This is a genomic window from Streptomyces sp. CA-106110 (assembly GCF_050936285.1).
Lineage (GTDB): Bacteria > Actinomycetota > Actinomycetes > Streptomycetales > Streptomycetaceae > Streptomyces.
The window spans coordinates 318328-341452 of record NZ_JBNJNB010000001.1; the positions used below are offsets into that span (position 1 = coordinate 318328).

Sequence of the window (23125 nt, forward strand, 5' to 3'; positions counted from 1 at the left end):
CCACCAGAGAACGGGAGAGACACACGATGATCAGGGAGTTCACCGAGGAACAGGACGAACTGCGCCGAACGGTGCGCAAGTTCCTGTCCGACCACTCGAGCGAGTCCGAGGTCCGCCAGCTGATGGCCACCGAACCGGGCTACGACCCGGAGGTCTGGAAGACCATGGCCACCCAGCTCGGCCTGCAGGGCATCGCCATCCCCGAGGAGTACGGCGGCCAGGGCTTCGGCTGGGTCGAACTGGGCATCGTGCTCGAGGAGATGGGCCGTGCCCTGCTGTGCGCGCCGTTCGTCTCCAGCGTCGTCCTGGCAGCGGGCGCGCTGCTGGCCTCCGGCGACAGCGAGGCCAAGCAACGCCACCTGCCCGGTATCGCCGACGACTCGCTGATCGCCACGCTGGCCTTCCCGCGGCCGGGCACGTCCTTCGACGTACGGGCCGAGCACAAGGACGGCACCTGGCGGCTGACGGGTGCCGCGCCCCTGGTGACCGACGCACATGTGGCGGGCCTCCTCCTGGTGCCGGCCAACACCGCCGAGGGACTGGGCCTGTTCGCCGTCGAGGCCGGCGCGGAAGGCCTTGGCACCACCCTGCGCCCGACCCTCGACCAGACCCGCAAGCTCGCCGACATCGAACTCGTCGAGGTCATCGCCACGCCGGTCGGCGGCCCGAACAGCGGGAAGGAGATCCTCGCCCGCGTCCTCGACCTGGCGGCCGTCGCGCTGGCCGCCGAGCAGGTCGGTGGTGCGCAGGCGGCACTCGACATGGGCGTGGAGTACATGAAGGTCCGCGTGCAGTTCGGTCAGCCGATCGGCGCCTTCCAAGCCCTCAAGCACATGGCGGCCGACGCCCTGGTGGAGGTCGAAACGGCGCGGTCGGCCGCCTACTACGCCCTGTTCGCCGCCGCCGACGACAGCGACGAGCTGCCGGTTGCGGCATCGCTCGCCGCGGCGTACTGCGCGGACGCGTTCGTCAGCACGGCCCACCAGAACATCCAGTTCCACGGTGGCATGGGCTTCACCTGGGAGATTCCGGCACACTTGTACTTCAAGAGGGCGCGCTCCAGCCAACTGCTACTCGGAGAGCCCGAGTTCCACCGCGCCCAGGTGGCGGAACGACTGGGCTTCTGAGCCGCCTGCCGCCACCCGTTCCCCTCCGCACGGGCGCGGCCATCGGCAGCCTCGGCCGCGCCCGGCAACGCCACCTGGACACGCGCTGCCGCGCATCAGGACAGGTGGCCCGCGAAGGTCCGACACCGTGCCAGGAAGGGGTCCAGCCACGAACAGATCACAGAAGTCCGGCATCGAAGATCCGGCACCCAAGGCAGGCCCGCTTCCCCGGGCGGCGATCGAGATCGACGCGGTCCTCGATCTCATCGACGAACTGACCGAATGCGATGCCGACTTGGAGTCGCTGCTGGCCCGCACCGCATCAGCGCTCGACTGCGCCGTCGGGATCCGGACGGCGCGCGGGGAAGTCTGCATGGCGACCCCCCGTGGCATCGACCGCACCGGGCAGCAGCCACCGCACGCGGGAACGCACGACCTCCCCGGCACGGGGCGTGTCTGGATCGACGCCCCCGGCCTGTCACGAGCCGGACCCCGGGCGGCGCTGTTGCTGCGCCGCCTCGGGATAGCAGCGAAGGTGGCCCTCCTGGGCCATGCTCCACCGGCCACCGACAGCGTAGCGCTGCGATCGGTCGTCGACATCGGCCTCGAAATGTCCACACGCTCGATCATGTTGCTGCGTCTGGGACTCAAGGAAACCTCCGCAGCTACCGTTTTCGCTCTTTGCGCACCCGCCGAGCCGGCGAGGATGTTCGTCGAGCAGGTACGACAGCACGCGCGCGTCGTGCTCGACGCGCCCGCGGGGAACCTCCACCTGGTCCTGGCCAACGACCTGGACCCCACCGCGGTCCTGGGGGTGCCCCCCGGGACCCGCGCGGCGTTCGCCGGACCGTACCCCGCCTCACAGGCACCCGAGGCCTGGCGGCTGGCCCGGCTCGCACTGCGCTTCGCACGCCCGAGTCCTCGCGCACAGGGCCCGTACACCGTGGAAGAGGCGGTGCTCGTCGACGGAGCCCAACTCGGCGGATATGCCGTCCTCGCCGAGACCCTGAGCGCCGAACGGATCGCGCTGGTCCCCGACGTACACCGGCTCAACCGCCTGGTGGACGAGCACGGCGAGGACATTCTGGTCTGCCTGGAGGCGGTCGCCGCCACCGAGTCGGTACGCAAAGCGGCACGGCTGCTGCACCGGCACCACAACTCGGTGGCCTACCGGGTGGAACGCGCCGAGCGGTACCTCGGTTTCAGCTTCACCGAGCCTTACGGGCGGCCTCGTCTCTTCCTCGCCCTCGTCCTGCGGCGCCTGCAGGACTCCGGGCACCTCTTCCCCATGAACGGGACAGATGGCGCTCCACCCGCGCCATCTGTCCAATGACGCACGTCACACGCTCGGAGATGCTGCAGGTGATCGATCGGCCGACCCCCGGCAATGTCGCCGGGAGAAGGGGTTTGGCGCGGCATGCGGACAACTCAGAAGTACGACGCGATCGTGATCGGTGCCGGGTTCGCCGGCATGTACCTCCTGCACCGCCTACGCGACGACCTGGGCCTCCAGGTCCGTGTCTACGAGCGAGGCAACGGTGTCGGCGGCACCTGGTACTGGAACCGGTACCCAGGCGCCCGGTGCGATGTCGAGTCGATGTTCTACTCCTACTCCTTCTCCGAGGATCTCGAGCAGGAATGGGAGTGGACCGAGCGCTACCCCACCCAGCCCGAGATCCTGCGCTACGCCAACCACGTGGCCGACCGCTTCGGCTTGCGCGAGGACATCGAGTTCAACACCTCGGTCAAGGGCGCACGTTACGACGAGACGACCGACACCTGGACCGTCACCCTGCAGGACGGACGCCAGGCGAGTGCGCGCTACCTCGTCACGGCCGTCGGCTGCCTGTCCGCCTCCCGCGTGCCGGACTTCGAGGGGCTCGACTCCTTCACCGGCCCGACCTACCACACCGGGCGCTGGCCGCACGAGGGCGTCGACTTCACCGGCAAGCGAGTCGCCGTGATCGGCACCGGCTCCTCCGGCATCCAGGCGATCCCGGTGATCGCCCAGCAGGCCGCCCACGTCACCGTCTTCCAGCGCACGCCCAATTTCTCCATACCCGCGCAGAACCGCCCCCTGTCCCAGGACGAGCAGCGGCGCATCAAAGCCGAGTACCGGCAACTGCGGGCCGACGCCCGCAACTCGGCCGCCGGAGTCATCACGCCCCCCGCGCTGGGCAACGCCCTCGATGTGGACGAGGAGCTGCGCAGCGCCGAACTAAGCGGCTTGCCTGAAGTTCTGCGCGTAACTCTTCGGCAGCCAGGGCGAGGCCCAGGGTGCGGCGGTGGTCAGCATCTGGGTGGGTGAGCGCTGCCGGAAGAAGGCGTGGACCTGGCGCAGGCGGCCCGGCCAGGTGACGGCGGTGTTGGCAATGTGGGCCTTCAGCGCGGCCCAGATGCGCTCGACCGGGTTGTCGTGCGGGCTGTAGCGGGCGCCGAACAGCAGGCGCAGGCGGGGCTGGTCGGCCAGGTAGGCGGTCACCGCCTTCGCGTGATGAATGCTGTCGTTGTCGCAGACCACCGCGACGACCGGGGCGGCGGGGTAGGCGGCCAGCAGTAGCTGGAGGAAGGCGGCGGCATTGCGGCGGCCCAGGGTGTAGACCCAGGCGCCGGTGGCCACTTCCAGGGCCCCGAAGACGGTGGCCTGCCGGTTCTTGCCTGGGGTGGCCACCTGCTGCCGCGTCCCGCGCAGGATCCAGCTCGCCCGCACGTGCGGCAGTAGGTGCAGGTGGGTCTCGTCCTCGGCCCAGACCACCGACCCGTGGGGCAGGGCGGCGAGTTGGCGGCGCAGGGCGGCGAGGGTGCGCCTGCGCTCGGGGTCACCCCTGGCCACCAGGCGGGGCCGCCGCCAGGCCGCCTGTTCGCGAGTGTGCCGGTACACGGTGCGCAGGCTCATCTTCGGCCGGCCCAGGCGGCGCCAGATCCGGCGGATGGTCCACGGCCCGGGGCGGGTCAGCAGGCGGCGGATGCGCTCGCCCAGCCTCGGCCCGCCGAGCCGGGGCCGCCCCGCGCGGGGGCGATCGGCCAGGCCCGCCAGGCCGGCGGTGTTGTAGCGATGGATCCAGCGGCGCACCGTGGCCGGGTGGTAGCCGAGCAGCTCGCCGATCTCTCCTGCGGTCATGCCGGCCGCGGACAGCAGCACGATCACCGCGCGGGAGGCCTCTCGCCACCGGTGATGCAGCAGGTGATACAGGTGCTGGTACGCCGGACCGGGGCGGTTGGCGAACACGGATGCCGGACGCATACTGGCCTTGACCTCGCCGGTTTTGTCGTAGTTTGGTCAACCTCGATACAACACCCGGCGAGGTCTTCTCGTCATCGAGGCCATCGCGCCAGGCCGCCGCTGCCGCTCCAGATTCCGCGCAGAACTTCAGGTCATCCGCTTAGAGCCTGTCGGGTGGCTGATCATGCGCGAAGCGTGACGGCCGCGATCTGCCCTCTGGGCATGGCGACGGCCCCGGAATGATCACGTGGTGTGTGCCAGTGCGACAACTCCGAGGCCGTCAGCGGCCCATGCTATCCGTCCAGCCTGACCGATGAGATGTGGGAGATCATCCAGCCGCTCCTTCCCATGCGTGACCTGCGGAAAGGCGGCGGGGTGCGCAAGTACCCGGATCGGCTGGTGCTCGACTCAATCTTCTACGTGCTGCGCTCGGGCTGCCAGTGGCGGATGCTCCCGCGCGACCTGATGCCCTGGGACGCGGCCCACCGCTGGTTCACCAAGTGGCGCCGGGACGGCACCTGGGACCGCGTCCACGACGAGCTGCGCCGTCAGGTCCGGATCGGGGCCGGACGCGATCCCGAGCCGTCAGCCGCCGTGATCGACGCCCAGTCGGTCAAAACCAGCGAGGGCGGCGAGGCGCGTGGATTCGACGCGGGCAAACGAACGACGGGGCGGAAGAGACATCTGATCGTCGACACGATGGGCCTGCTGCTGGTCGTCACCGTCACCTCCGCGTCCGTGCAGGACCGCGCAGGAGGCCGCACCGTCCTGGCCCGGCTCGCCGCCGGCTTCCGCACAGTCAGTCTGGTGTGGGCCGACGGCGGATACGCCAACTCTGTTGATTCCACGCTGCTTTCATGGGCTCGCAACGCGCTGGACATCGTCGTCCAGATCGTGAAGCGGACCGACGATGTCAAGGGTTTCAAGGTCCTGCCCCGCCGCTGGGTGGTGGAGCGAAGTTTCGGCTGGCTGGTCCGCAACCGCCGACTGGCCCGCGATTACGAACGGCTGACCGCGACCTCCGAGGCCATGATCAAGGTGGCGATGATCCGCCTGATGCTCGTCCGGCTCGCCGGGCAGCCAACGCGGTGGAGCCACGAATCCCACCGCAAGACCGCCCGAACCAAGACCGTCGAAGACCTCATCGCAGCGTAATCAACCAGCCACCCGACAGGCTCTTAGACCGGCGGTGGGCGGCCGGCGGGGCGGCCTTCGTGAGCGCCTTCACCGACACCGTCATCGACGAGGAAGCCAATCGTGTGACGGCGGACTACGTGCGCGACCGCATCCGCGAGACAACGAAGGATCCGGACGTCGCCGAACTGCTCTGCCCGAAGGACCACCCGATCGGAACCAAACGCATCTGCGTCGACACCGACTACTACGCGACGTACAACCGCGACAACGTGACCCTGGTCGGCCTGCGCGGCAACCCGATCGAGTGCATCACCCCGACCGGACTGCGGGTCGGCGGGGTCGACCACGAGGTGGACGCCATCGTCTTCGCCACCGGGTACGACGCCATGACCGGCCCGCTCAACGCCATCGACATCCGCGGCCTCGACGGCACCTCGCTGCGTGAGGAATGGGCGGACGGCCCGCGGACCTACCTCGGGGTCGCGGCGGCCGGATTCCCGAACCTGTTCATGGTCACAGCGCCGGGAAGCCCTTCGGTACTGAGCAACATGATCGTCTCCATCGAGCAGCACGTGGACTGGATCACGGACGCGATAGCCCACGCCCGCCAGGCCGGCATCGCCCGGATCGACGCCCGGCGAGAGGCTCAGGCCAAGTGGGTCGAACACGTCAACGAGGTGGCGTCGCACACCCTCTACCCCCACGCCGCCTCCTGGTACATGGGCGCCAACGTCCCCGGCAAGCCACGGGTCTTCATGCCCTACCTCGGCGGAGTCGGGACCTACCGGCAGATCTGCGACGAGATCGCCGGCGACGGCTACCGCGGCTTCACGCTCACCCCGGCCGTCACGGCTCAGCCCGCCTGATCGATCCGAAAAGGCGACTCGCCCGAAAGAGAAGGAACACAAGCGCCGATGACCACTATCGACAGCCCGGCCAGCACCCGGCACCTGGTCGACCCCGAAGTCGCGCCGGTCCTGGACATCTTTCCGCCGCTCAACCTCAGCCCCGAAACACTGCCGGAGGTCCGCCAGGCCCAGTCGGCCCCGATCCCCGACGCCCCCGACCCACAGGCGCTCTACCCCGATGTCACCACCACCGAGAAGTGGATCCCCGGCTTCGAAAGCGACCCCGACGTCCGCATCCTCCACTACGAGCCCAAGGCCCGCACCACACCGACCTCCGCCCTGGTCTGGATCCACGGCGGCGGCTACGTCCTCGGCAAGGCCGACATCGACGAGATCCTCTGCCGCCGGATCGCCACCGAGACAGGCGCCTCGGTCGTCTCAGTCGACTACCGTCTGGCACCGGAAACCAAGGAACCGGGGCTCGTCCACGACTGCTACGCCGCCCTGAGGTGGGCGCATGACAACGCCGAGGATCTCGGAGTGGACCGAGGGCGGATAGCGGTCGGGGGCGCCAGCGCCGGAGGCGGCCTTGCCGCGACCCTGGCAATCCTCGCGCGCGACCGCGGCGAGGTGCCCGTCTCCTTCCAACTGCTGATCTACCCGATGCTGGACGACCGCACCGCGAGCACCGAGAACGCCCACCCCTACGCCGGGGAGTTCATCTGGACACCGGGCGACAACCGGTTCGGCTGGACTTCGATACTCGGCCGCGAGCCCGGCGGGGACGACGTCTCCCCGTACACGGCCGCGGCTCGGGTGGAATCGGTGGCGGGTCTGCCCCCGGCCTTCATCAGCGTCGGTGCACTCGACCTCTTCGCCGAGGAGGACATCGCCTACGGCACCCGGCTGATCCGCGCCGGAATCCCGACCGAGCTGCATGTCTACCCCGGCGCCTATCACGCGTACGACATGGTTCCTGACGCCCGGGTGACGCAGGCACACTTCCGCGACTGCATCGGGGCGCTCGGCCGGCACTTCAACGGGTGAGGGGTTCACCCCTCGAACCTCGCCTCGTCCGTACCGCGTCCGGCCATCAGCCGGCCCAGGCTGAGCATCCATGCATCCGCTCCCGCATGGATGCTCAGCCTTCGCAATCTTCGGCGGAGAAAGTCCCGCCTCGTGTGCCTAGTGCGAAGTCGTGCCTCTTAAGGACATGCTCGGCCGCTGCAGCTTGACCGCGTCCGTCCCGTGCGAAGGGCTGTGGCCCTTGCGCGGCTTGGACGCGGTCGGGGTGGACGATGGTGGCGCGGACGTGTAGGTGTCGTCGGTTGGTCGTGTCGTCAGTGCCCTGCGCGGTCGAGGGCGGCGACCTCGCGTACGGCTGCGGCGATGGCCGGGAAGTCCTTTTTGAGGATCGCCCCGTGGTTGCTGGCGACCTTCGCGCCGATCTGGATGTGCGGGTTGCGGGCGGTCACTGCGTCGAGGCTGGTGCGTATCTGTTCCTGCTCGTCACCGCGGCTTCCAAAGGATGTCCCCGACGCCACCACGTAGCGCACCGGGACGGTGATGTCGTCCAGCACGGGAGCCAGTTCCCGTTCGCGGGAGAGCCGGCCCAGCTCGATGTTGCTGTCCGCCTGCTGTTGGGCGGTCATCCGCGGGGCCAGACCCGTCGGGCGCAGCAGCGGCAGGAACCAGCTCATCCGCCCGAACAGTTTCCGGATCCGCTGCTCCATGGCCTCATCCAGCCAGTCGTAGGGGAACGCGCCGTCGACCAGGACCGCGCCCACGGTGCGTTCCGGGTTCCGGCCGGCCCAGTGCGCCCCGACGAACGCCCCGTAGGACCAGCCCACCAGCAGCGCCCGGTCCACACTCCGGGCCGCGAGCACGGCATCGACATCCCGGACGGCCGCCTCGAAGGAATAGTCGGTGGAACGTTTCGATTTGCCGCGGGCCCGCTCGTCGTAGGTGATGTGCCGCCACCCCGTCCCCAGTTCGGCGACGACCCGCCTCCAGTACCCCTGCGTGGCGAACTGGCCGTTGAGGTAGACCACGGGGATGCCGGGGCCGCCGGTGTCGGTGACCGCGAGGGCCGTGTCGTCGACCGGCACCATGCCGGCCCACGTCGAACCGGTCGAGGACATGCTGTTCTTCGTCATGTGTTCTCCCAGATCGGGTGCAAGCGTCGTGGATGACTTCTTCTTCAAGGCGCTGCACGTGGAGCGCGTGGAGCGCAGGCCGTGCGGGACGCGGGCCGTGCGGGACGGCCTGCCGGGTCGTGGGCGGCGACCCGGCCGGGCCGAGATCGCGGTGGGCCCGGCCGGTTGGTCCCGGTTCTGCTCTTTTCAGAGGCTGCGGGCGGTGATGTCGCCGTGGGAGGTGGTCGCGCGGATGTCGAGTTCGGCGGTGCCGTCGTTCTTCAGGGCGTTGCTGATACGGCCGTGGCCGGTACCGGCGTCCAGGGTGGCCGAGACGCCGCCGGCGGCGCCGACCGTGATGTCACCGGACTGGGTGCGGAGCACGACCGTGCCGCGCCCGGCCTCGGCGATCCGGATATCGCCCCGCGCGGTGCTGATCTCCGCGGGGCCGCCCAGCCGGCCGACCTCGACGTCGCCGTCGATCGCGGTGAGGCGGACGCTGGCGGCCTCGTCGATTTTGATGTGGCGGTAGGCGCCGTCGAAGGCGACATCGCCGAGGCGGCCGACGCCGCGCAGTTCACAGCCGGCGGCCGTGGCCTCGATGCGGGAGCCGGCGGGCAGTTGGACGGTGACCTCCAGGGATCCGGAGGGACCGAAAAGCTGGTGGGTGGGCTTAGAGGTGTGGATCTGCAGGACACCGTCGGCGTAGGCGACGACCGTGTGCTCGGCCATCTGCACGTCCCGGCTCTTGGACGGGTCGGCGGGCAGGACCTCCACGGTGGTGTCGGTGCGGTCGGCGGCGATGAACTGGATCCGCCCGGCAGGGATGTCCAGGACGGCGGAGATAGGGGCGGGGGACTCGAACTTCTGCATCATGCTCTCCTGCACTCACTCGTTGTTTCCGATGCAGGAAACGCTACGTTGCTTTCCAGGATCCGGCAACAGACTCGTTGCGCAGAATCAGCATCCTCGCAGCTCAGATCGACGCAATCGTTGCAATGGTTTCGCCGATAATGCAACGACGACCACTCCGAACGTTGCAACGAGCGAGAAGTAAACGCTATGGCCAGAGGGGACCCGGGACCCCCGCGAAGGATGCGGCCTCGACCGCGGCCTCAGCTCCTGCCACTGCAGACGGCAGCGCATAGTTCAGCCGGGATCGGCCTTCGGGTTTGCTCCGGCCCGTTGCCCACACGGCGGCCGCCGTCACCATCCATGCGAAACGGGTGAAGACGATGGACCGGCTGACTACCAGGTCGCGGCACCTGGTCGTCGGCGCGCCCGGGGCCCGCAAGAGCGCCCTGCTGCGCAGGCTGGTGCTCGATGTTCTGGCCGACGAGCCCGAGCTGGTGACGGGTGCCGACCGCCTGCAGAACGTCCTTCCGCTGTGGCTTCCCTTTGCTTTTTACACGAACGCGGTACGCCAGGACCGAGACTGCGCCAGCGTGCTCGGTGCGGTCCAAAGCCGGCTCAACACCTGCGACCACAGCGACCCGTGGCATCTGGTCCGGAAGGCACAGGAGGACGACCGGCTGCTCCTCACCGCGCAGCGCCGCGCCGACCTCGACGCCCTCGACATGCGCTGGTAGGTCTGGCGCGGGAGACGGTTGTGATGGCGAGACCAGCCGGTCTGGTCGGGCCGGCGTCCCGGTTCAAGGTCACGTGGTCGGTGGCTGGGGTTGCTGGGCAAGGCGGCGTTGCAGGTCAATGTGTCGGAAACCGGTTCACGGCTCCGACCTGCCGCACCACACGGTGACACTCATGCGCGTCCTTGAGGAAGGTCATCAGGTGCCACGGCACTCGGCGCCGTATCGACCAGCGCAATCCTGGGCTCGGGGTGCTCCGGCATTCATCTTGGCCCGTAAGCCCGAACACGACCCCGCCCACGAGGTCGAACATGAGCCCGAGCTGGCGAGACGCCAACAGTCGGTCTTGGCTGCTCAAAGGGCGAGTCGGTCACGGCGCGCATCCGCAATTCATGGCGCTCTCCCGTGAGCTCTGAGACTTCTCCCGCCATCTGTCGTTATCAGTGTGGCAAGTAATGGCCCGTTAAGCCCTCATGGATCCACGGAATTGCCGAGTGGATCGGCGACGAACGCTGCATGATCGCCGGCGTCTGTAGGGGGAAGGATTCGCATATGAATCGGCAAAGGTGTTCGAAATGTTCCGCTGAACGGACGGCGGGGGGCACTGAAGCCTGTCAGTGCACTCAGCAGGTGGCCACCGCGGCCCGCCGCGCCGAAACGGCCACGCCGGAAGACTTCCAATCGCTCGGCGTCCGCCCATACATGTACGTCAAGCTGCCAAAACCGCTCGGCACACGAGGGCTCCCCTCCAACCCGCCTCCGGGCCAGAGCTCCACCGCTCCGGGACAGCACGCAACGCCGCCGGCCCCCACCACTGCGCCTTCTGCGACCGCCCCCTCGGGCATGAACGTGATGGACGACCGCACGGCGCCCCACTCGCTCTTGGAACCGTCGCCACCGCCGGCGACCGGGCCGAACAGGCCGCTGTCGCCGTCGCGCCGCCCTTCCAGTAGAAGTTCCCACAGGAGGCAGCAGCGCCGACCGATGGGCCGGCGCCGACAGGCTCTGATCCTCGCGGCGATCGCCGCTGCCGCCGCGGGCTACGCGAGCGGGTTGTTCACCCCGGACGAGTCAAGCGGCGACACCGCGCTGCAGGACGGACACACCAACGCGCCGGACGAGTCCGGCCGCACCCCGGGCTCCGCGTCGGCGTCCACCGAGCCGTCCGCTCCGAAGCACGCGCGTCCCTCGGCGTCGACGTCGACCACGCCGACAGCCCCGAAACGCGTGCCGACGGCCCGTACCGCCGGCTCGGCCGGTTCAACGCAGGCTCGCACGAGCCAGACCGTCACGGTGCTGCGGCGCAGCGACAACGGCCCCCAGATCGTGGAACTGCAGCATCGCCTGCGCCAGCTCACTGGTTCTACACCCATGACATCACCGGCAAGTTCGACCTATACGCGCTCCATCACCGGTGACTTAAACATCCCGGTCAAGAACTCGCACTGGGCTGCTCGGGGCGGCCAGCAGCAAGACCAGTGACCGGCGCGGCGCCAAAGGCAGCGGCCCCGGACGAGAACCGCGCGATAGGACGCGGGCCGTGGCGCTGCAGGCGCTGCACCAGGCCGGCGGATACCAACACGGCCTCGCCGCGCGGCTATCACGCGAGCACGGTGATGTCACGCGCGTCAGGGCCGCGTCACCGGTCCGGGACGTGGACAGCTGGGCGCGCGGCCCGTGCCGCACGAAGAGTCCGTGACTGTCCAGGTGCCGGACTCCCCGGGTGCCTGAGGAGTGACCCGGATCATGGGTATGGCCGGACATGGCTGCCGCGCGGCGGCCGATGTTTCCTGGCGGCATGAACGAAAACCCCGATGTTCCCTTCCCGGCCCCGTCGCACTGGATCGGGGGCCTCGCTGTCCCCGGCTCCGGGCCGCTGCTCGACGTCGTGAACCCCGCCGACGACTCCGTGGTCGCCTCCGTGGCCCAGGGCACGCACGAGGACGTCGACCATGCGGTGGACGTGGCGCTTGCCGCCTTCCCTGCCTGGTCGGCGACCTCGCCTGAGGACCGCATCGCCGTGCTGCGGCGGGTGGCCGAGGGTATGGCGAAGCACTCCGAGGAGCTCGCGGCGACGATCACCCTGGAGATGGGCGCCCCGATCTCCTTCTCCCGCCAGGCTCAGGCCGGCTTCCCGGTGGCGGCGACCCAGGCCGCGATCGTCGCGGCCGAGCGGTTCGAGTGGACCGAGACGGTGGAGAACTCGCTGGTCATCCGGGAGCCGATCGGCGTCGTGGGCACCATCACACCCTGGAACTTCCCCCTCCAGCAGCTCGTGACGAAGGTCGTCCCGGCCCTGCTGGCCGGCAACACCGTGGTCCTCAAGCCATCGGAGCTCTGCCCGCTCAGCGCCCGGATGTTCGCGGAGATCGCTTCCGAGGCCGGGCTCCCGGACGGCGTGCTGAACGTCGTACAGGGCACCGGCCCGGTGGTCGGCGAGGCCATCTCCCGGCATCCGAAGATCGACATGGTCTCGTTCACCGGCTCCACGGCCGCCGGCAGGCGCGTCTCCGCGGCGGCATCCGGGACCGTCAAGCGCGTCGCGCTGGAACTGGGCGGCAAGGCGGCCCACATCGTCCTGCCCGAGGCCGACCTCGACTTCGCCGTCACCCGCGGTCTCGCGTATGCGTGGGCGAACGGCGGCCAGGCCTGCGGCGCCTACTCACGGATGCTGGTGCCCGAGCACCTTCAGGAAACGGTGGTCGAGAAGCTGCGTGCCGCCGCCGCTGCCTATGCTGTCGGCGACCCGGCCCACGAGGCCACCCGCATCGGCCCCCTCGCCTCCGAGACCCAGCGGCAGCGCGTGGACGGCTACATCCGGCGCGGCATCGCCGACGGGGCCACGCTCGTCGTCGGCGGCGCCGGCCGCCCGGACGGATTCGAGGCCGGCGCGTACGTCAGGCCCACGATCTTCTGCGACGTCGACCCCGACTCGGTCATCGCCCAGGAGGAGATCTTCGGCCCCGTCCTCGCGGTGATCCCGTACACCGACGACGACCATGCCGTCGAGATCGCCAACGGCACGATCTACGGCCTCAACGGCGCCGTCACCGGCGACGAGGAGCACGCCATGGCGATCGCCCGGCGTCTGCGGGTCGGCCAGGTGGACGTCAACGGCGGCCCTCACAACTTCCAGGCACCGTTCGGCGGCTACAAGCAGTCCGGCAACGGCCGGGAGATGGGCCGATCCGGTCTCGAGGAGTTCCTGGAGACCAAGGCGATCACCCGCTGACCGGTGACCACGGGGGCCGCGGACGGCCCGGTGGGCGTCCGCGGCCCCCGTGGACACCCGGGGACCGCCGGCGGCGCGGAGTTACCCTGCGCAGGGGGCGGCCCACGCCCCTTCCGGCCGATCCGGACCGGCCGGAACCCCACAACGTAGACACGAGAGGACGCGACGGCACATGGCGGACCGAGCCGGGCTGGCGGCCTTCCTCCGGGCACGCCGCGAGGCACTGCAGCCGGAGGACATCGGGCTGCCGCGCGGGCGGCGCAGACGTACCGACGGGCTGCGCCGCGAGGAAGTGGCGGCCCTGTGCGACATGTCGGTCGACTACTACAGCCGGCTGGAGCAGCCGCGAGGTCCGCATCCTTCGGAGCAGATGCTCGCCGCGATCGCCCGCGGCCTGCACCTGTCGCTGGAGGAGCGCGACCACCTGTTCCACCTCGCCGGCCACGCCCTGCCCCGCAGGGTGCGCCGCGGCGACCACATCAACCCGGGCATGATGCGCATCCTGGACCGCCTGGAGGACACGCCCGCCCTGGTCATGAACCACCTGGGCGAGACGCTGCGGCAGACCCGCCCGGCCGTGGCGCTGCTCGGCGACCAGACGGCCTACACCGAGTGGGACCGCAGCGCGCACTACCGCTGGTTCACCGATCCGGCCTCCCGCCTCGCGCCCGAGAGCGACGTCCCGGAGCAGAGCCGGCTGATGGTGGCTGACCTGTACGGCACGTACACCCACGACGGAGGTGACTCGCGCGCCGGCGCACTCGTGGAGGAACTCCAGCGGGTCAGCCCCGAGTTCGCGGCGCTGTGGCGCGAGCACCCTGTGCTCGGGCCCTCCTGTGCGGCCAAACGGTTCCAGCACCCGCAGGTCGGCCTGCTGGAGCTGCACTGTCAGACGCTCGTCGACCCCGACCAGTCCCAGCGGCTCCTGGTGTACACCGCGGTACCGGGCACGGAAAGCCACACCAACCTCCAACTGCTCTCCGTACTCGGCTAAGAGCCTGTCGGGTGGCTGATCATGCGTGATGCGTGACGGTCGCGATCTGCCCTCTGGGCATGGCGACGGCCCCGGAATGATCACGTGGTGTGTGCCAGTGCGACAACTCCGAGGCCGTCAGCGGCCCATGCTATCCGTCCAGCCTGACCGATGAGATGTGGGAGATCATCCAGCCGCTCCTTCCCATGCGTGACCTGCGGAAAGGCGGCGGGGTGCGCAAGTACCCGGATCGGCTGGTGCTCGACTCAATCTTCTACGTGCTGCGCTCGGGCTGCCAGTGGCGGATGCTCCCGCGCGACCTGATGCCCTGGGACGCGGCCCACCGCTGGTTCACCAAGTGGCGCCGGGACGGCACCTGGGACCGCGTCCACGACGAGCTGCGCCGTCAGGTCCGGATCGGGGCCGGACGCGATCCCGAGCCGTCAGCCGCCGTGATCGACGCCCAGTCGGTCAAAACCAGCGAGGGCGGCGAGGCGCGTGGATTCGACGCGGGCAAACGAACGACGGGGCGGAAGAGACATCTGATCGTCGACACGATGGGCCTGCTGCTGGTCGTCACCGTCACCTCCGCGTCCGTGCAGGACCGCGCAGGAGGCCGCACCGTCCTGGCCCGGCTCGCCGCCGGCTTCCGCACAGTCAGTCTGGTGTGGGCCGACGGCGGATACGCCAACTCTGTTGATTCCACGCTGCTTTCATGGGCTCGCAACGCGCTGGACATCGTCGTCCAGATCGTGAAGCGGACCGACGATGTCAAGGGTTTCAAGGTCCTGCCCCGCCGCTGGGTGGTGGAGCGAAGTTTCGGCTGGCTGGTCCGCAACCGCCGACTGGCCCGCGATTACGAACGGCTGACCGCGACCTCCGAGGCCATGATCAAGGTGGCGATGATCCGCCTGATGCTCGTCCGGCTCGCCGGGCAGCCAACGCGGTGGAGCCACGAATCCCACCGCAAGACCGCCCGAACCAAGACCGTCGAAGACCTCATCGCAGCGTAATCAACCAGCCACCCGACAGGCTCTAAGAGCCATCACGTAATGCTGTGATGTCCGCCCGATGTCTGTGCGGGGCTGGCATGCCTGGGTGGCGTGTCAGCTCCGTGCAGCCGGCTGTTCCGACGTGGGCCTTGTGCCGCTCGTTGGCGGGTCGGGTCTCATTCGGGGTAAGTCCGGTACCGGGTGGTGGTGTTTTGTCGAGCAGAGGCCCGTGGCGGGAAGCATCCGGCTTGTGGGCTGCCGCGTGGGTGCGGCCCCGGCTGGGGCTGGCACCGCGCTGCGGTTGACTCGACAGGGCTTCTTGCAGCCCTTCATGGAACGCGATCTGTGTGTGGCGCGCCTGGACTCTGTCCAGGCGCGCGGTGCTTGGGTGGTCGGGGTCGGTGAGGTGGACGTGGGCGCAGAGGGCGGCGGAGACCTTGTCTCGGTCGCCGGTCAGCCCGCCGGCGGGACAGGTGTGGATGCGGTCGGCGAGGGTTTTAACGACCTTTTCGCCGCAGAAGCAGGCCTGGGAGAGTGTGGTGGTGAAGGTGGAGGCCCGGAGCATCCGCCGGCCGGTCTTCTCGCATTCCCGGCCAAGAGCGGTGATGAGCCGTCCGGGTGTGGTGGCCTGCAGTGCTTTGCCCCACCTGCGGTACCAGGTGCGGATATCGCAGTCCTCGACGATCAGGTTCGCGCCGTGGTCGGCGGTGATCTCTTCGGCGATGCGGCGGGCGCGGTGGTCTTTTGCCGCAGCCTGCGTGGCGGCGGCTTCGGCAAGGCGAGCCCGGTCGAGCCGGAAGCCGGCTGACAGGCTGTCGCGCCGGTAGGGCTGCTTGGGCACCCCAGCCTTGTTCGCTGCCCTTGCCCCGCCGGGCGTTTCGACGATCCGTTGGGGAAGGCCCGCGGCCTGGCGCCTTTCGGCCCGGGCCTGTTGGCGTTTCGACGGCCGGTACTGGCCGGGGTTGGACGCTCGGCGGGAGCGGTCGAGGGCGCGCCTGCGGCCGCGGTCCTTGCGCCGGGCTTTCGCCAGCGCGGCAAGCTCCGCGTCGCTGGGCTCGATGCGGGTTGTTTCGACGTCGCCGTCGGCGGGGTCGAAGGTGTGGGGGAAGGAGACGATGGAGAGGTTGGAGACGTTGCCGTCGATGCCACCGACCCGCTCGAGTGCGGCCGCCGCCGCACGCCGGGCCTTCGTGGCGGGGGATGCGTAGCCGCCGGTCAGGACCATCAGGTGGGCTTCGTAGGCCCACCCGCCCGGCGCTGAGGTGTCGCGGCGGCGCACGAGGTCGATCTTGTGCCAGGTATCGGGATTGGTCAGGAAGTGCACCAGGCGCGGCCAGCGACCCGAACCCGAGGGCAGCCGGACGGGCAGGACCAGGTCACCACGACGTGAACCGGCGCCGCCGGTGAACACGACGACCAAAGGCCCGGTGTGGTCCCACCACGTCGCGGCCCGCGTCTTCGTCGTGTCCTTCGCCGTCACCTCGCCCGTCTGAATACGTCCCGTAGGGCGCATAGGAGCAGGCAGATGCCGTGGCTGCTCCAGCACCCCGGTCCCTGCCGGGAGCGCGGCAGCCTGCTCCGGGGTGGTGACCGTACGGTCGAGGTTGCGGTTGCGGTAGGTGTCCAGGTGCCCGGCCAGGGTGCCGTGCAGCCGGAAGGTCTCCCACTTCCGCGAGATGGTGTGGGAGCGGGCGCGGCCTGGGATGCGGGTGTAGTCCCACCACCGGCCCGCGCGGGGCCGGCCGTGCCTGCGGCCGGAAGAGTCCGGGAGCAGATGCCGGCTCACGGAAGTCTCGAAGACCTCGTCGGCCTGGTGCATCACCAGTGCTTTGGTGACGTGATGGGCGAGGTGCCTGGAGTTTTCCATGTGCCGGTAGGCGCGGCGTTCCATCCCTTCCCGGGACAGACCCAGCTGAAGCCGCCAGACTTTCGCGTCCCTCTCGCGGCGGACATCGCCAGCCCAGTACGCGTCGACGGCATCCCGCCCATCACGCTGCAGTGCGCGTTTGACGGACCACATCGCCCAGAACAGACCCTCGCTCCGGTGCCGGATGCCGAGATCGTGGACATCGAGCGGCAGACGGATCACCGCAAGCTCGATGTCCGCGCCTCGCGTCCAGCGCTTCCCCTTGTTCCTTCCTCGGTATCGACGAGCAGGAGCAGCATCGAAGGAGGCCGCGGTCTCACACAGTTCTGTGGTCACCGATGCTCCACCTCCTTCTTTGGCTCATGCCGGGCGCCGTCACCTGTCCGCAGTTTGACCAGCACGGCAACCAACGCCAAAGCTACAAGACCCCACCGACAACGCCCCGTGCCACAACAGGACTTCGCTCTCCACGAAGGCCTTCATGCACCTGCGTCTTGCCCGCTGCACGTCGGCCGACCTTCGCGCCTGGACAACACTGACCGGGCCGCACATGCAGCACCTCATCGACTCTTAGCGCCGGCTCGCGGTTCTGCCGACCACGCCGTGAGCTGTGCCGGCACGGCACGACCCGGCGGCAGGTGCCGGCACCAGGCATCAGCTGGTCTTCGTCGACTCGGCCGGTGGCCACGCTCATTCATCTCCGGCACGACAATTCCGCGCGCCGCTCTCAAGCTGCCGTTCGACGTCCCATTCCACCATCACCCGGGCCGTTGCAGAGATACACGCCCTCCGGCCACAGTGGCGTCACCCGTCCCGCGCGCAGGACGGCCATGGGACAGGCCGCTCTTGTCGCCGAAGGAACGGGCAATGGGAGGCGCGACGGCGGGGTCGGCGAGGGTGAAACGCGACCGGGGTACCCGGTTCGCCCCGACAGACACGGATGGCATTTGGTCTTCATCCCGCGTAACTGGTTTGGTGGTCCTGGCGCACTGAGTTGATCTTGGCGTCCAACTCGTTGATCATTGGATCTCGTGTCCGACACCCCGCCGCTGCCGAGCTACGCGGAACTGATTGCACTCGTTGGCGAGTTGAGGGCCGAGCTGACGGCCGCCCGGGCCGAGATCGCTGAGCTGCGCGCGGAGAACGGTGAGCTGAAGCGGCGTCTGGGGATGAACTCGAAGAACTCCTCCAAGCCGCCGTCCAGCGACGGGCTGGCGAGGCCGACGTCGCTACGTAAGCCCTCGGGCCGAGGCCCGGGCAAGCCCCGCGGCGGCGCCGGGGGCGCGCTGATGCAGGTCGACGAGCCCGACGCGATCGAGGTCCATTCCCCGACCGCCTGCCTGGGCTGCGCGGGTGACCTGACCGGGGCCGAGGTAGTCTCCATCGAGCGGCGGCAGGTCTTCGACCTGCCCGAGATCCGCCTGCGGGTGACCGAGCACCGCATCGAACACCGCCGCTGCGCCTGCGGGCAGGTCAACGCTGCCGCCACCCCTTCCGACGCCCCCGCCGCCCCGGCCCAGTACGGGCCGCGGCTGAAGAGCCTGGCGGTCTACCTGCTCACTCGCCAGCACCTGCCCTATGAGCGGTGCGCCGAACTGCTGGCCGACTGCCTGGACGCGGATGTGGCCACCGCGACTCTGCTCGGGTGGGCCGGGCAGGCCGCCGAGGCAGTCGCCCCGCACACCGAGGCCGTGCGGCAGCAACTCATCGAGTGCGAGGTGGTCGGCTTCGACGAGACCGGCACCCGGATCGCGGGGCGCACCTGCTGGGTACACACCGCCTGCACCCGCTCGCTGACGCTCTACCAGGTCCACACGAAGCGCGGCGTGAAGGCGTTCGAAGCCATGGGCGTCCTACCGCACTTCACCGGCATCGCGGTCCACGACGGCTGGAAGCCCTACAAGACGTACACCGACGCGGTCCACGCCCTATGCAATGCCCACCACCTGCGCGAACTGGCCTCCGTCGTGGACAACGCGCCTGCCGGCCACCCCGAGGACTGGGCCGAAGAGCTGGCCGCGCTGCTGGTGGACACCTGGGACGAGATCAAGAACATCCAGACCGCGCACCCTCACGCCACCGGCTTCACCGTCGACGCCCTCGAACGCCTCACCGCCCGCTACGAGGAGATCATCGCCGCCGGACGGACCCTGCACCCGCCCCGCGCCCCCGGCGAACCACGCCGCAAACGGGACAAGGCCGCGAACCTGCTCGACCGCCTCGACACCGAAAGCCACCAGGTGCTCCGGTTCGCCTTCGACTGGCGGGTGCCCTTCGACAACAACACCAGCGAGCAGGCCATCCGGATGGCCAAGATCCAGCAGAAGATCTCCGGCGGCTGGCGCACGGCACCCGGAGCCGAGCGCTTCTTCGCCGTGCGCGGCTACCTATCTACCGCCGCCAAGCAGGGCCGCAACCTGCTCGACACCATCACCCGACTCTTCGACGGCCGAGGCGCCTGGATCCCCACCCCAGCCTGACCACCAAACCAGTCACCATCCCGCAAGGTGCCCTGTGCTTCTTCGCACGCGCGACTCAGGTTTCGAATTGGCCAAGAAAAGGAACCTGGAATGGAGGGTGGCAGCACCGGGCGCCACGTTGGTGCGCTCGCGCGCGCCCTTGCGCCGCGCATTGTTCCGTTGCGGGATCGTCAATCGGTACGGGTGCGGAGGCTTCGGGCCAGGGTGGGGATCATCACCGTCGCAGGGACGAGGTGTAGCCCGAGGAGGGCGGTGGTGGTGGCGGTGTTTGCCCCGGAGAGGAGGGGCGGGACCAACGAGATCGCGGTCAGCGACACTGCCGTCCACACGAATCGCTTGGCGGGGCGATCGCTCCAACGAAGAAGAGCGACGGCAATGACGATGCCCACGACCGAGAAGAAGCCAGTCACCACGGCGAACCCGGACAACGGGATCGTCTCGCCACCATCGGGGACCTGGAAGTCGACGCCAACGGCCTGGGCAAGCGCCGCGGCAAGGGTGGTGGCCACCATCGCCGCGAGTGTGGCAATGAAGCCGGTGCCGGCGAGCCTGCGGAGTCGGTGGGTGTGGCTGGTCTGGCCCGATGCCGGGCCTGCGACGACCCCGGTGTCATTCATGCCGTTCATGTCGTTCCTCCATCCTTCGGTAACTGGCGTACGGGGTGTTGACTGGCATGTGACGGTCCTGGCCCTGGGGTGACGATGCGCACCCTCACCGTGCGACGGTCGGGGTTCCGCAGGCGCGGACGCCGGTGCCGCGGAGGCAGAATCCGGCGTCGCGTCCGAGGACCGGCCCGGGCTCGCCGTCGTGCAGCTCCAGCTGCGCCCGCCCGCGGGTGACGACGCCGAACGCGTCGTACCACTCCGCCACGACCACCGCGACACGCGCGCCACCGCGCAGCGCGAGCGTCCACACCGGGACTACTCCGTGCCGTCCGCCGGCAGGCGCTCCGGCAGCCCGAGCCGCGGGAACTGGTCGTCGTGGAACGTGACGATCTCGGTGATCGCCCCGCCGGCGACACGCAGGACGTCGATCGTCAGCGGCAGGTACGCGCCCTCCCGCTTCCGCCAGAGGTAGAAGGCGACGGCGGGCTGCCGGTTCACGGAGGTGAGGACGGCGCGCAGGCCCGTCATGCCCTCGAAGCCGCTCTCGACCCAGTCGTTCACCACCGCGTCGCGGCCGACGTACAGGCCCGGCGTGGGCGGCATCGAGCAGCGGACGTCGTCCCGCAGCAGTGCGGCGAGCTCGTCGACGTCCGTGGCCAGGCTGGCCTCGGTATAGCGGCGCACCAGCTCGCGCGTCCCGGCGTCCTGTTCGCCGCCGGTCCAGTCCTGCCGCTCGGCGGGCAGGTGCCCCCGCATGCAGGCGCGGGCCCGCTGCAGCGCGCTGTTCACGGAGTTGACGGAGTCCCCGAGGAGCTCCGCGACGTCCTTCGCCGGCCAGCCGAGCACGTCCCGCAGGATCAGCACGGCCCGCGGGCGCGGCGCGAGGTGCTGGACTGCGACCAGGTACGCCAGCTCGATCGTCTCCCGCGCGACGGCAACGGTCTCCGGCTCGTCCGCGTCGCCCGCGGGCAGCTCGTCGAGCAGCCGGTCCGGGTAGGGCTGCAGCCACAGCACCTCGCCGCCGGTCGCAGGCTCCGGACGGCACTTGGCGAGCAGGTCCAGGCAGGCGTTGGTGGCGATCCGGTACAGCCAGGCCCGGAACGTCGACCGCCCCTCAAAGGTCTCCCGCCGCCGCCAAGCGCGGAGGAACGTTTCCTGCACAGTGTCCTCGGCGTCCTCGAACGACCCGAGCATCCGGTAGCAGTGCACGTGCAGCTCCCGCCGGTGCCGCTCCGCCAGCCCCGAGAACGCCGGCTCGTCGACCTCGCCCAGACCGCTCACGTCCACCTCCTCCAGCCGTGTGTCCGCGCTCATCGCCTCATCCTTCCGCCTCGTCGTGTCCCGTCGTAGGTGTGACGGGTGCGGGCGCGAAAACTCATCACCAGGGTCGGTCGGCATAGCTGAGCGTCCGCACTCGCGGGTGCGGACGCGGCCCCGGGACCTTCCAGCGGCCGGCCGCCGGACCGCGCTGCGCTCGACCAAGCGCCGCTGGCGCTGCCTGAACGAGCGGTGTGCACGCAAGACGTTCACCGAGGCGCTGCCGTCGATACCGCCGCGGCTCCGGCTGACGGCCAGGTCTCGGGCCGCGATCGGGTCGGCTGTGGTCGACGGCGGGCGCACCTGGTGCAGGCCACGCGGGACTTCGAGGTGTCCTGGCCGATCGCGAACGCGGCGTTCACCGCTGCCGCGAAGGCCGCACTGCCGGCGGTCACGCCGACGGTTGAGCATCTGGGCATCGCGGTGCACGGCACGACCAGGCCGGCGCGTCTGGGCACCCTTGGCTGAAGGCGACGTGGCAGCAGCCTTCAAGTGCCACGCCGGCACGCGTTGTTCCTGTCGCCGGCGAAGGCCGCGCGACAAACCTCTCAGCCCCACGCTGGAGGATCGGCTGGCCCAGCTGGGGGCTACTCAAGCGCCCGGTAAGCCGGAAGCAGTGTCCCGCCGACTGTCAGCGGTGGGCACCCAGAGGGGGCGGACGAACTCACGCGAGCAATAGTCAGGACTTGTGGGTGAGTTGACTGCAGCTCAGCGTCGGTTCTGCCGGAGCAAGTTCATCCGGGCGGTGTTGCGGATCCGCTTGGTGCGTCCCCGGTCGGCGAGGATTTCGAGGGCGGCGGCGTTGGTCGCTTCGGCCGTTTTGAGTTGGAACCAGCTGGATGACTCGAGCAAGGCGTCCGGACGCCACAGCTGCCCCAGCGTGACGGCTCGGAAGAGGCACCATTCGCGCAGGCGCTGGGTCAGGAACGGATAACGCGTCGTGGCCTGGGTCATCTTCTCGACCCAGGGGTCGTAGGCGGAGCCTGAGTGAAGGTCGGTAGCTCGGCGGTCCAGGTGCCTCAGGACGGCGGACTGGGCCATCGTCTGGTCCGGATCGGTGAGAACCTCGCTGACCAAGTCGACCTCATCGGCCTCCGTCACATGCTCCAGCTTGCTCAGGTAGGCCCAGAAGCGGAGGTGCTCGGGCGGCTCCTCCTCCTGCGTGGCGTCATGGTGATTCATACGGTCGGTGAGGTCGTAGACAACATCGGAGGTGAACAATTCCTCCACCGGTCAAGGCTTCCGTCGTCAACAAAGTGACCATGCAACGAGACCAGTTCGGTGAAGGCCAAACGATCTTCAAGAGCGCGTGACACGCGCGTCCTCTCCGGCCCGGTGTGGAAAGGCCGGGCCGAGCATCGATCCGTCGTCAGCACGGCACCACACCGCTGAACACCGCAACGAGTTCGGGTGCGTGCGGCGAGAGAAGGCCGTGCCCTCGCAATCGTCCCTTGCCGCCTTTCAGCCTGCCACCGACTTGCACACCTGCGCCCTGCCGCCGTCGGCCGAAGCACGTCTTGCGGGGCAGCCCTTAGGCGCGGCAGCACCCGCAAAAGGCAGGGCGTGGGGGCGGACGGCGATCCCGATACGGCTCGCCGTCCGCCCCGCGTCGTTCTGACGTCCT

General features: G+C 69.5%; 21 protein-coding genes and 1 pseudogene. 14 read left to right on the forward strand and 8 right to left on the reverse strand.

Annotated elements, in window-relative coordinates:
* Positions 1-26 precede the first annotated feature (26 nt).
* The 3 genes from ACQEXA_RS01635 to ACQEXA_RS01645 all read left to right on the forward strand — a co-directional run bounded on the left by ACQEXA_RS01635 (position 27) and on the right by ACQEXA_RS01645 (position 3414).
* A complete protein-coding gene (locus tag ACQEXA_RS01635; RefSeq protein WP_433128275.1) occupies positions 27-1127 on the forward strand; it encodes an acyl-CoA dehydrogenase family protein in 1101 nt (366 codons plus the stop codon).
* A 127-nt stretch (positions 1128-1254) separates the two neighbouring features.
* Positions 1255-2439: a helix-turn-helix domain-containing protein gene (locus ACQEXA_RS01640; RefSeq protein WP_433128277.1), complete on the forward strand. Its 1185-nt coding sequence runs from the start codon at positions 1255-1257 to the stop codon at positions 2437-2439.
* A gap of 84 nt (positions 2440-2523) precedes the next feature.
* Complete coding sequence (locus ACQEXA_RS01645; protein WP_433128279.1) at positions 2524-3414, forward strand: flavin-containing monooxygenase; 891 nt, start codon at positions 2524-2526, stop codon at positions 3412-3414.
* Here the strand turns inward: ACQEXA_RS01645 and ACQEXA_RS01650 are convergent.
* Positions 3325-4350, reverse strand: a complete 1026-nt coding sequence (locus ACQEXA_RS01650) for an IS630 family transposase (protein WP_433128281.1) — start codon at positions 4348-4350, stop codon at positions 3325-3327. The two genes, ACQEXA_RS01645 and ACQEXA_RS01650, sit on opposite strands and share 90 nt — an antisense overlap.
* Before the next feature lie 231 nt (positions 4351-4581).
* Between ACQEXA_RS01650 and ACQEXA_RS01655 the strand changes: the two genes are divergently transcribed.
* Genes ACQEXA_RS01655 through ACQEXA_RS01665 form a run of 3 tightly spaced genes read left to right on the forward strand, consistent with a single transcriptional unit; the run spans position 4582 to position 7361 of the window.
* Complete coding sequence (locus ACQEXA_RS01655) at positions 4582-5484, forward strand: IS5 family transposase (protein WP_433128283.1); 903 nt, start codon at positions 4582-4584, stop codon at positions 5482-5484.
* Between the two features lie 59 nt (positions 5485-5543).
* A complete protein-coding gene (locus ACQEXA_RS01660; protein ID WP_433128285.1) occupies positions 5544-6332 on the forward strand; it encodes a flavin-containing monooxygenase in 789 nt (262 codons plus the stop codon).
* Between the two features lie 48 nt (positions 6333-6380).
* Positions 6381-7361 (forward strand): alpha/beta hydrolase, encoded by a 981-nt coding sequence (locus tag ACQEXA_RS01665; protein ID WP_433128287.1) that lies wholly within the window; start codon positions 6381-6383, stop codon positions 7359-7361.
* A 293-nt stretch (positions 7362-7654) separates the two neighbouring features.
* Here ACQEXA_RS01665 and ACQEXA_RS01670 read toward each other — a convergent pair whose 3' ends face one another.
* Together ACQEXA_RS01670 and ACQEXA_RS01675 are read right to left on the reverse strand one after the other, a co-directional pair.
* Positions 7655-8470 (reverse strand): alpha/beta fold hydrolase, encoded by an 816-nt coding sequence (locus ACQEXA_RS01670; RefSeq protein ID WP_433128289.1) that lies wholly within the window; start codon positions 8468-8470, stop codon positions 7655-7657.
* A 186-nt stretch (positions 8471-8656) separates the two neighbouring features.
* On the reverse strand, positions 8657-9322 hold the full coding sequence (locus ACQEXA_RS01675) for a DUF4097 family beta strand repeat-containing protein (protein WP_433134408.1): 666 nt from the start codon (positions 9320-9322) through the stop codon (positions 8657-8659).
* 362 nt (positions 9323-9684) lie between these two features.
* Between ACQEXA_RS01675 and ACQEXA_RS01680 the strand changes: the two genes are divergently transcribed.
* The 5 genes from ACQEXA_RS01680 to ACQEXA_RS01700 all read left to right on the forward strand — a co-directional run bounded on the left by ACQEXA_RS01680 (position 9685) and on the right by ACQEXA_RS01700 (position 15253).
* A complete protein-coding gene (locus ACQEXA_RS01680) occupies positions 9685-10038 on the forward strand; it encodes a hypothetical protein (RefSeq protein ID WP_433128291.1) in 354 nt (117 codons plus the stop codon).
* A 981-nt stretch (positions 10039-11019) separates the two neighbouring features.
* Positions 11020-11517: a hypothetical protein gene (locus tag ACQEXA_RS01685; protein WP_432938090.1), complete on the forward strand. Its 498-nt coding sequence runs from the start codon at positions 11020-11022 to the stop codon at positions 11515-11517.
* 316 nt (positions 11518-11833) lie between these two features.
* Positions 11834-13267: an aldehyde dehydrogenase family protein gene (locus ACQEXA_RS01690; RefSeq protein ID WP_432938088.1), complete on the forward strand. Its 1434-nt coding sequence runs from the start codon at positions 11834-11836 to the stop codon at positions 13265-13267.
* Between the two features lie 172 nt (positions 13268-13439).
* Positions 13440-14261 carry a helix-turn-helix transcriptional regulator gene (locus tag ACQEXA_RS01695; protein ID WP_432938085.1) on the forward strand — a complete coding sequence of 274 codons (822 nt, stop codon included), beginning with the start codon at positions 13440-13442 and terminating at the stop codon, positions 14259-14261.
* Positions 14262-14350: 89 nt separating this feature from the next.
* Positions 14351-15253 carry an IS5 family transposase gene (locus ACQEXA_RS01700; RefSeq protein ID WP_433128283.1) on the forward strand — a complete coding sequence of 301 codons (903 nt, stop codon included), beginning with the start codon at positions 14351-14353 and terminating at the stop codon, positions 15251-15253.
* Positions 15254-15275: 22 nt separating this feature from the next.
* Here the strand turns inward: ACQEXA_RS01700 and ACQEXA_RS01705 are convergent, their stop codons facing one another.
* A complete protein-coding gene (locus tag ACQEXA_RS01705) occupies positions 15276-17435 on the reverse strand; it encodes a transposase (protein ID WP_433128293.1) in 2160 nt (719 codons plus the stop codon).
* Between the two features lie 695 nt (positions 17436-18130).
* On the opposite strand from ACQEXA_RS01705, the gene tnpC reads away from it, so the two are divergent.
* Complete coding sequence (gene tnpC, locus ACQEXA_RS01710) at positions 18131-19579, forward strand: IS66 family transposase (RefSeq protein ID WP_432920114.1); 1449 nt, start codon at positions 18131-18133, stop codon at positions 19577-19579.
* Positions 19580-19749: 170 nt separating this feature from the next.
* Here tnpC and ACQEXA_RS01715 read toward each other — a convergent pair whose 3' ends face one another.
* The 3 genes from ACQEXA_RS01715 to ACQEXA_RS01725 form a co-directional block, all read right to left on the reverse strand.
* A complete protein-coding gene (locus tag ACQEXA_RS01715) occupies positions 19750-20205 on the reverse strand; it encodes a DUF6069 family protein (protein WP_432937903.1) in 456 nt (151 codons plus the stop codon).
* 85 nt (positions 20206-20290) lie between these two features.
* Complete coding sequence (locus tag ACQEXA_RS01720; RefSeq protein WP_432937900.1) at positions 20291-20494, reverse strand: hypothetical protein; 204 nt, start codon at positions 20492-20494, stop codon at positions 20291-20293.
* 5 nt (positions 20495-20499) lie between these two features.
* Positions 20500-21498 carry an RNA polymerase subunit sigma-70 gene (locus tag ACQEXA_RS01725; RefSeq protein WP_433128295.1) on the reverse strand — a complete coding sequence of 333 codons (999 nt, stop codon included), beginning with the start codon at positions 21496-21498 and terminating at the stop codon, positions 20500-20502.
* 22 nt (positions 21499-21520) lie between these two features.
* Between ACQEXA_RS01725 and ACQEXA_RS01730 the strand changes: the two are divergent.
* Positions 21521-21625, forward strand: a pseudogene (locus ACQEXA_RS01730) (hypothetical protein); the annotation flags it as partial.
* A gap of 182 nt (positions 21626-21807) precedes the next feature.
* Positions 21808-21969 (forward strand): hypothetical protein, encoded by a 162-nt coding sequence (locus tag ACQEXA_RS01735; protein WP_432940086.1) that lies wholly within the window; start codon positions 21808-21810, stop codon positions 21967-21969.
* 240 nt (positions 21970-22209) lie between these two features.
* On the opposite strand, the gene ACQEXA_RS01740 is transcribed toward ACQEXA_RS01735, so the two are convergent.
* Complete coding sequence (locus ACQEXA_RS01740) at positions 22210-22731, reverse strand: hypothetical protein (protein ID WP_432937894.1); 522 nt, start codon at positions 22729-22731, stop codon at positions 22210-22212.
* Between the last annotated feature and the right edge of the window lie 394 nt (positions 22732-23125).

What these genes read in the sequence shown, in the direction of transcription:
- ACQEXA_RS01635 (WP_433128275.1), top strand. Translation starts at nt 27, where the DNA reads ATGATCAGGGAGTTCACCGAGGAACAGGACGAACTGCGCCGAACGGTG.
- ACQEXA_RS01645 (WP_433128279.1), top strand. Translation starts at nt 2,524, where the DNA reads ATGCGGACAACTCAGAAGTACGACGCGATCGTGATCGGTGCCGGGTTC.
- ACQEXA_RS01650 (WP_433128281.1), bottom strand. Translation starts at nt 4,350, where the DNA reads ATGCGTCCGGCATCCGTGTTCGCCAACCGCCCCGGTCCGGCGTACCAG.
- ACQEXA_RS01665 (WP_433128287.1), top strand. Translation starts at nt 6,381, where the DNA reads ATGACCACTATCGACAGCCCGGCCAGCACCCGGCACCTGGTCGACCCC.
- ACQEXA_RS01670 (WP_433128289.1), bottom strand. Translation starts at nt 8,470, where the DNA reads ATGACGAAGAACAGCATGTCCTCGACCGGTTCGACGTGGGCCGGCATG.
- ACQEXA_RS01675 (WP_433134408.1), bottom strand. Translation starts at nt 9,322, where the DNA reads ATGCAGAAGTTCGAGTCCCCCGCCCCTATCTCCGCCGTCCTGGACATC.
- ACQEXA_RS01680 (WP_433128291.1), top strand. Translation starts at nt 9,685, where the DNA reads ATGGACCGGCTGACTACCAGGTCGCGGCACCTGGTCGTCGGCGCGCCC.
- ACQEXA_RS01685 (WP_432938090.1), top strand. Translation starts at nt 11,020, where the DNA reads ATGGGCCGGCGCCGACAGGCTCTGATCCTCGCGGCGATCGCCGCTGCC.
- ACQEXA_RS01690 (WP_432938088.1), top strand. Translation starts at nt 11,834, where the DNA reads ATGAACGAAAACCCCGATGTTCCCTTCCCGGCCCCGTCGCACTGGATC.
- ACQEXA_RS01695 (WP_432938085.1), top strand. Translation starts at nt 13,440, where the DNA reads ATGGCGGACCGAGCCGGGCTGGCGGCCTTCCTCCGGGCACGCCGCGAG.
- ACQEXA_RS01715 (WP_432937903.1), bottom strand. Translation starts at nt 20,205, where the DNA reads ATGAACGGCATGAATGACACCGGGGTCGTCGCAGGCCCGGCATCGGGC.
- ACQEXA_RS01725 (WP_433128295.1), bottom strand. Translation starts at nt 21,498, where the DNA reads ATGAGCGCGGACACACGGCTGGAGGAGGTGGACGTGAGCGGTCTGGGC.